The organism is Mesorhizobium sp. YR577, from assembly GCF_900116595.1.
Classification (GTDB): Bacteria; Pseudomonadota; Alphaproteobacteria; order Rhizobiales; family Rhizobiaceae; genus Mesorhizobium_M.
Genome location: NZ_FPBI01000072.1, coordinates 1 through 1,205 on the forward strand (window position 1 = coordinate 1; position 1,205 = coordinate 1,205).

1 protein-coding gene and 1 pseudogene are annotated in these 1,205 nt (G+C 58.3%); both read right to left on the bottom strand.

The features are described 5' to 3' along the window. A partial coding sequence (locus BM413_RS32370) for a siderophore-interacting protein (protein WP_091918923.1) occupies positions 1-998 on the bottom strand: 998 nt, incomplete at its 3' end. A 3-nt stretch (positions 999-1,001) separates the two neighbouring features. Continuing rightward, a pseudogene (locus BM413_RS32375) lies at positions 1,002-1,205 on the bottom strand (ABC transporter substrate-binding protein); the annotation flags it as partial.

Here is a 1,205-nt window from a genome sequence, read left to right on the forward strand (position 1 = left end):
GCCCGAAAGGCTTTGTGCTCGCAGCCGCCCCAAAAGAATGAACGGCCAAGGTCTGAGGGCCAATCGACGGAACGCACCGCATCGACAAGCAGCATTGTCGTTCCCGGTGGTGCTCCTTTACGGTCGAGCCACTGAAGCTCAATGCCGGTTGGCCGCGTGAGTGGCTGGATTTCCTCGGGTCCATGGATCTCGACAAACGCAACTCCGCGAGCCTTGCCGTCCAGTTGCTCCAGGATACGAGCGATACCGGGCAGCCCCGTTTCGTCTCCTGCCAGCACGTAGAATTCGGCGTGTTTGGGTCCGCCCGCGGCTGGTCCGACGATGCCGATCACATCACCTGCAGTGGCTGCGAGCGCCCAATGCGTTGCAGGGCCAGCATTGTCGTGCAGCGCAAAATCGATGGTGATCTCACCTCTTTCGACGTCGATGGCGCTGATGGTGTAGACTCGGGTGTCCAGCTTACGCTGACTTGGCCAAACTATGTGACCGCGACCATCAAGAGCAGGCCATTCGGGCGATGTGACCTCCTTCGGCTGAAAAATAAGGCGACAGTGCAACTGATCTGGCCGGTCGAACCTTGCCAGGTTCTCGCCTTGGAAAACAATGCGACGCATGCGTGGGGTCAATTGCATCGCATGGCTGACGCGCAAGACACGCAGATCCTCCAATGGGGTCAGACCGGTGTCATCGCCCAACCATTCGATTTCAAGTTTCTCTCTGGAAGCGATGAAGGAAATCGGCCCGACAAGGGCATGCTTCAGCCTGTTGAGCGCATCTCGATTGCTGGTCTCGGCAAAGAGCAAAAGCTCGCCAGGTCGCACTTCCAGACGCGCCTCTCCGAACGCCGACGCAATCCGATAGAAAACATCTTCCTGCACAACGGCCATATCATGCGTGGCGATCGACGCGAGGATCGGTTCGAGAAATTGGTCGACCTTTGGGAAATCAACGACTGCCGCGGCCTTGTAGAGACGTCTGGACGAGGAACTGCCGGGCATGGTTCACCCCTCCAACGAGGCCCAGAGCGGCCCCTCGATTGGCGTGCCAAGGAAACGCTCATTGATTTCGGCAAGCGTCGCCGAAGGGTCGATATCCTCACACCGTTCCGGATGCAGCCATTTCGCTGCAAGTTCGATGAAGAGTATGTTGAGCGGCGGAACCGCAATAAGTCCGGTCCAGATGCCGTGGACGCGTTTGCTACGAAC